Below are 6000 nucleotides of genomic sequence, written 5' to 3'. Positions count from 1 at the left end.
GCGGGTCGAGACCCGCATGAACTGCCTGAAGCTTTTCGGCGAAAGGATCATGTCACGCGGCCCCATCGCCAAACCGCCGAGATCCAGACCCGTATCGCCATCGTGAACAGCTTTTCCGCCTTGGGTCGGGCTGAGATCGAACCTGTCGCCTGAACTCCGCCGGGAACGTCCGATCTGGCGCGCCTGGATGCATCCTGCCCAGACCGGGCTACGGCCGTGGCGCTAGATGGCTGGACTGCAAAAAAACTAGCAACCGGGGAATGGACTAAAAAACCAACCACTCAACTTCCCCGGTTGTTGAGCCATTTATGCTTGGAAGCGATCGAATAGTCAGCTTGTCTCTTTCGGCAGGTTTCCGCTTACAGTCACCTCGGGAGGTGTGGGGCAGTTTTTGGGTGAAGTGCTGATTGAAGTGACCCCCGGAACCTGGTCCCGGGGGCCAGCGCAGTTCAATAGCCCGCCCGATTAGAGGTGGTTAAAGAGGGGGGTAACCAACTCCCGCGACGACCTCCTGCGCGTCCGCTTCACCTGCAGACCTGCTCTCATCGGCCGCTTTTCCATCGGCTTATTGCTGACAGCTTTAAGGATATATTAATTCTGCTGTCCACAACTTAATGTGGTAGATAAGCCTCCGCTGTCCGCTCAAGATTTGAGCGGTTGGGGAACGTCTGGATGCGCTCGTCGCGGCAAACGATGCCGCGTCGCGCGGGGCCGAAATGGAAGGACGTTGCTGGTTGGCGCCTCGTGCTCGGCCACTGCACAATCACGCATCCATCGGAAGAGCCCGTCAGGGCCGCTGGCCATGTAGCACGACAGGCACCCCCAACGGTCGGGGCCCATCGGATCCATTTGATTGCCGCAAGTCTCGCAAGAATCCCCGCCACCTGCCGTCCATCCCTGCAACAATGGCCGACTCCTTCATCTGAACTTGGCGAGTTCAGACATGATGATCCAGGTCGAAGAGGACGTCATCTGTCTTTACGGACAAATGGTCGGCAAAAAGAAGCAGCCCCCGGCCAAAGACCGGGGGCCATACGCAGGTTACTCGGTCAACCCGCCTAGAAAAGGCTGAGTGTGCGCGAAATATACACCCCGAACCCCTGCGTCCTGTTTCTGCCCGGTCCGCTCAAATCCGCCTACCCTAAGCAGAGTAAATCAACTTTGATACAACCCTAGGGATGAAAGTTGCCGCCTGTCCATGCTTTTCTGCAGGATCTGCAGACACAGGGGTCGAGCGGGCGCTGCCTTGGCGGTCAGACGACGACCCTCACAAACCATCGCCTGATACGGTTCGAGTATAGGCTGCGCCGCCGCCGCGTCAGCGTATGCTTTGGGTCAGCTTCTAGGCAGCCTGCCATTTTCTACGGGGGGAAACACTCTCAAGCGCCCAACGCCAAACTTATTTTGTCACCGTGATCCCAAGCCACATGGTGCACAGTTGCGCTCTCCAGCATCCGCAATAAGACTGCTCTGCCAAATGCAACTATAAGGCGATCTTGGTGTTATCTGAGGTAGCCTGCCGCCTGACCCTCTGTGTCGCAGCCAGGATAAGGATGCCCGCCATGTCCGTTTGGATGATCGGCCTCATCACCTATCTCGCTTTCTCAGCGATCATCTTCTTGCTTCTCATGAGCATGCTTATCTTGGGAAAACGCTCCGACCAGCGCTCCTCGACTTTCCCGACGAAGAGGACGCTGAAGCGCCGAAAAAAAACCAGCTCTATCAATTTTGATGGCTCTCTAGACCATCATTCAATTGGCCCCGCTGCCAGGGAAGCACACGGTTCTGCCTTACAGACTCGATCATTTGTACAGCCCCCCAATGACCTCGCTGCCACGAAGCGCGGTCGGAGAAAAGCCGGGCGGTAGGACACACTCCAATTGGCGCGTGTTTTTGATCTGGGGATGAGTCGATGGAACTGGAACGCAAGCAATGCAATCTTTAGTTGAATCAAACCGCCCACAAGAACAGCCCATACTCGGGCAGCATCCGCGCCTCGATAACACAAAGCAGGGAAGTTTCACATGTTCGCCTCCGCCACAACCCGGCCTTCCTCGGGTCTGCGCCGCGCCATCCTGAAAACCGGGGCGATCGTCTCGGCCTTCTTCCTTGCTGCCTGCGATCCGATGGCAGCCACCGACCGGGCCAGCGGGCCCGAGACCGGCCAGCTGATCAACCCGTCCGAACCGGTGCGCGTCGCGCTGCTGGTGCCGGCGGGGACCGGTTCGCAGGACCTGGAATGGCTGTCGCGCAGCCTCAAGAACGCGGCCCGCATGGCGGCGGGCGACGCACAGGGCGCCAGCATCGACCTTCGCATCTATGACACGGCCGCATCGACGGAGACGGCCGTGGCCCAGGCCAACGCCGCCGCCGACGCGGGCGCGCAGATCATCCTGGGGCCGCTGTTCGCCGAGGGCGCGAATGCGGTCGGGAATGCCATGTTGCCGCGCAACATCAACGTGCTGACCTTTTCCAACAACACCCAGATCGCCGGCGGCAACGTGTTCATCCTGGGCAACAGCTTCGAGAACATCGCCGACCGGCTGGTGGGCTATGGCACCCGGCAGGGCAAGCGCAACGTCCTGGTCGTGGCCGAGGATGACGTCGCCGGACAGCTGGGCGGGCGCGCCATCGAGGCGGCGATCGCCCGCAACGGAGCCCGTCTGGCCGGGCGCGTGAACCATCCGGTGTCCATCAGCGGCATCGATGCCGCGGCCCCGCGCATCGCCCAGGCCGCGGCCTCGGGCAATGTGGATGCGGTCTTCATGACCGCCAACTACCATGCCGTGCTGCCCTATCTGACCGAAACCCTGGCCGCGGCAGGCGTCCGATCCCTCAGCCCGCAGATGATGGGCCTGACCCGGTGGGACCAGCCCAACGACCGTCTGCGGATGCCCCAGCTGGCCAAGGGCTGGTTCGCGATCCCCGACCAGAGCCTGCAGCGCCAGTTCGAGGCGCGCTATGCCCAGGCCTATGGCGAGGCGCCCCACCAGCTGGCATCGCTGGCCTATGACGGCGTGGCCGCCATTGCCTCGCTGGCCCGCAACGGGCAGCGCAATGCCCTGACCACCAGCGGCCTGACGCAACGGGCGGGTTTCTCGGGCGTCGGCGGCGTCTTCCGCCTGCAGCGCGACGGCACGGTCCAGCGCAGCCTGGCGGTTGTCACGATCCGCAACCAGCAGCTGGTGATCCTGGACCCCGCGCCGCGCAGCACCCGCGGTTTCGGGTCGTGATGGCGGCCGGGCCTCAATTGAACATGCCTCTGTCGCACATGTCAAAAGCTTGCGGTTTTTGTTATTGTTGAAGATCGGCGACGACTCCAAGTTATCTTCAGATTTCGGGGATGCTATGGGGGATTTTCATAAAATATTCAATTATCTAAATATGGTGAGTGAACAAGCTAGTCGCGACGCTATCTTAACTGGCAAGTCTCGTCGGCGGCCCAGTCACCGGAGCTGAGGTAGTAGACCCATACAACTGAGACGCGGTAACGATGGGCGAATGGGTCATGAGTTCCTTTCCTTTCTCCAAATGTCGGGCATCAGATCGGGTGTAATCAGGTGATCCCTGTCAGCCGCAGGACCAGCCCGGCGAAAGCGCAGATCGCCAGCACGGTGACCGCGCTCAGCTTGAAGCTGAACACGGCGACGCTGGCCACGATGACCAGCGTCAGCGCGGCGACGTCCAAGGTTCCCAAGACCGGCATGTCCAGATCCAGCCCCATCGCGGTCACGGCGCGCAGCTGACTGAACAGCACGTGCAGTCCGAACCACAGTGCCAGGTTCAGGATCACCCCCACCACCGCCGCCGTCACCGCCGTCAACGCCGCGGTCAGGGCGCGGTTGTCGCGCAAACGCTCGATGAAGGGCGCGCCCAGGAAGATCCACAGGAAGCACGGCAGGAACGTGACCCAGGTGGTCAGTAGCCCGCCCAGGGTCGCGGCCAGCAGCGGCGGCAGGCCGCCCGCCTCGCGCAGCGCGCCCATGAAGCCCACGAACTGGGTCACCATGATCAGCGGCCCCGGCGTGGTTTCCGCCATGCCCAGCCCGTCCAGCATCTCTCCCGGAGAGAGCCAGCCATAAGTCTCGACCGCCTGCTGGGCGACATAGGCCAGGACGGCATAGGCGCCGCCGAAGGTCACCACCGCCATCACGCTGAAGAACCCGGCGATCTGCGAGAACACGTTCTGCGGCCCAAGCGCCAGGAACAGGGCCGCCACCGGCAGCAGCCACAGGCTCAGGAACACGGCCGATATTCGTACCGCCCATCCGGCGCTGACCCGGGTATGCTCTGGCGTGCCCTCGCCCAGCAAGGTGTCGGCATCCGCGACCTGTGTCCCGCCCACCTTGCCGTGCCCACCGCCGCCCTGGAATGCGGCCAACCCGACCCGCGCGCCCAGAAAGCCCGCGACCGCTGCGGTCAGGATGATCACCGGAAACGGAACCCCGAACGCAAAGATCGCGACGAAGGACGCGGCGGCGATGCCGATCATCGTGCGGTTCCTCAGCGCACGCGATCCGATGCGGATGACCGCCTGCACGACGATGGCCAGCACCGCCGCCTTGAGGCCGAAGAACAGCCCCTCCAGCGCGCCGGTATTGCCCCAGATCGCATAGATCCAGGACAGGGCCATGATCGCCACGACGCCCGGCACGACGAACAGCAGCCCGGCGATGATGCCGCCCAGGGTGCGGTGCATCAGCCAGCCGATATAGACGGCCAGCTGCATCGCCTCGGGGCCAGGCAGCAGCATGCAGTAGTTCAGGGCGTGCAGGAAGCGCCGCTCGCCCAGCCACCTCTGTTCCTCAACCAGGATGCGGTGCATCAGGGCGATCTGGCCCGCCGGGCCGCCGAAACTCAGCAAGCCGATGCGCGCCCAAACACGCGTGGCCTCTGCCAGAGTCGGATAGGGACGAGTCGTCATCATTCTGCCCTCGGCTTGTTGGTCGGCCAGTTGTGCGTCTCGGCGGTGGCATCGCGTGTCCACCGATAGAGCGCGTCATAGACCAGCATTCCGGCCTCCAGCTGTTCCAGATCGTCGGCATACATGCGCGACAGGCCAAGAGAGACGGCCAGCAGGCCCGCCGCTTCGGGTGCCAGGTCCAGCCGTGCCGTATCGGCAGCCCGCACGATCACGGCCAGTCGGTCCAGCGCCGGCACGGAGAGGTCCAGCTCAGTCAGCATCACGTCAAAACTGCACAGATCGCCCCTGTGGCTGAAGAACACGTCCTCGATGTCGAAGGGGGCTGCCTCCTGTCGTTCCGCCACACCCGAGACCTCGGAGGGGGCCACGAACAGGATCACTGCACGGGGATCGACGAACCTACGGATCAGCCAGGGACAGGCGATCCGGTCGATCTTGGGCCGCGCGCGGGTGACCCAGACAGTGCGGCCCTGCCCGTCGCGCGGGGGGAGATGATCCGTCTGGATCAGCGGCAAACCCGCCTCCCGCCACCCGACAAAACCCCCTTCAAGGTATTCGGCCGGGCGGCCTTCGGCGCGCAGCCATGCCGCAGCGCCCTGACTGCGGCGATGACCCGCCTGGCACAGCACGAGGACAGGACCGGGCGGCAGCGGCGGAAGATCGGCCAAGGCGCGGTCATCGGCGCGGATGGCCCCCGGCACCAGCCGTGGATCGGCGGAATGGTCCTGATCGGAGCGGACGTCCAGAATGACCGGCGCGCGGGGCGTGCCGATGATCCGGGCAAGTTTATCGACGGAAATCGCGTTGGGCGCAGGCATGGGCGTTCCTCCCGTGAAGGTCTCAGTGGAACGCGAACTTCGGCTGACGCCTCGTGGGGCGGTCGCAAGCCCCATGGATGGGAGATAGATTGGGGGTGAGGGCAAGGTCAAGACGGCAGATCGATATTACCCTCCTGCGCAGAGAAGAAGCCTTTGGGTCGTGGCACGTCCTTGCCGGTTTTCACGATGCCAACCAATGGATGGCGCCGCAGGCAGAAAGGGGCAGCCATTCACGGTATGCGAATGGCTGCCCAAGGC

General features: G+C 63.2%; 3 protein-coding genes. 1 reads left to right on the top strand and 2 read right to left on the bottom strand.

Annotated elements, in window-relative coordinates; all coding sequences use genetic code 11:
- Positions 1-2024: 2024 nt before the first annotated feature.
- Complete coding sequence (locus ACNR9W_RS18315) at positions 2025-3233, top strand: penicillin-binding protein activator (RefSeq protein ID WP_458478845.1); 1209 nt, start codon at positions 2025-2027, stop codon at positions 3231-3233.
- Positions 3234-3556: 323 nt separating this feature from the next.
- On the opposite strand, the gene chrA is transcribed toward ACNR9W_RS18315, so the two are convergent.
- Complete coding sequence (gene chrA / locus ACNR9W_RS18310) at positions 3557-4924, bottom strand: chromate efflux transporter (RefSeq protein WP_419271576.1); 1368 nt, start codon at positions 4922-4924, stop codon at positions 3557-3559.
- Complete coding sequence (locus ACNR9W_RS18305; RefSeq protein WP_419271578.1) at positions 4924-5742, bottom strand: chromate resistance protein ChrB domain-containing protein; 819 nt, start codon at positions 5740-5742, stop codon at positions 4924-4926. The genes chrA and ACNR9W_RS18305 overlap by 1 nt, the downstream gene beginning before the upstream one ends.
- Positions 5743-6000: the final 258 nt, after the last annotated feature.

Origin of the sequence: Paracoccus sp. T5 (genome assembly GCF_048538155.2) — a bacterium.
Taxonomy (GTDB): Bacteria; Pseudomonadota; Alphaproteobacteria; order Rhodobacterales; family Rhodobacteraceae; genus Paracoccus.
This window is presented reverse-complemented; position numbering and strand designations above follow the sequence as displayed.

Coding starts and splice junctions, on each gene's coding strand:
- ACNR9W_RS18315 (WP_458478845.1), top strand. CDS start 2,025: ATGTTCGCCTCCGCCACAACCCGGCCTTCCTCGGGTCTGCGCCGCGCC.
- chrA (WP_419271576.1), bottom strand. CDS start 4,924: ATGACGACTCGTCCCTATCCGACTCTGGCAGAGGCCACGCGTGTTTGG.
- ACNR9W_RS18305 (WP_419271578.1), bottom strand. CDS start 5,742: ATGCCTGCGCCCAACGCGATTTCCGTCGATAAACTTGCCCGGATCATC.